This window comes from Vibrio sp. S234-5 (genome assembly GCF_000960595.1).
Classification (GTDB): Bacteria; Pseudomonadota; Gammaproteobacteria; order Enterobacterales; family Vibrionaceae; genus Vibrio.
Window position 1 is genome coordinate 1 of the sequence record NZ_JZAM01000165.1, and the last position, 475, is coordinate 475.

A 475-nucleotide genomic window follows, 5' to 3' on the forward strand; every position below is an offset into this window, starting at 1 on the left:
TTGATAGGTCACTTCAAAGAGATGCTCTTCCATATCCGGCTTGGTAAGTGAATCAAAAGCTCGCCCCACAGATTTCTTGATTTTGTTAATCGAGTCAGGATGAGTTAAATAGATTTCAATTAAACCATGCCCTGCAATGTCTGCTGTGCTTGGCGCTATAGCGGTATTCGATACAGGGACAGAGCCAATTCCCGTTAGTTGCAGGCCATTAATAACAAGGTCAGAGGTTGATAAAATATACTCACTATCAGGGGTTAATGTTGGCGAGGCCGGCGCAATATGAACCACGTGAATATTATCAGCGTCGTATCCTAATTGAGAAACAACATACTTGTAAGATTGGTTCACCCATAAGTTTCCTTGCGAGTGAGCAATATAAATTAGCTTTTTGCCTTTCCATGTATTGGAATCATTGATGAGTTTATGCTGCATCTGAGTTTTTTCAGTATCAGGTGAATCAATCGAAGTACTCAAG

The 475-nt window shown here is 40.6% G+C and carries 1 pseudogene; it reads right to left on the reverse strand.

The annotated features are described in order from the left end of the window. Positions 1 to 475: pseudogene (locus UF06_RS07025) on the reverse strand (hypothetical protein); the annotation flags it as partial.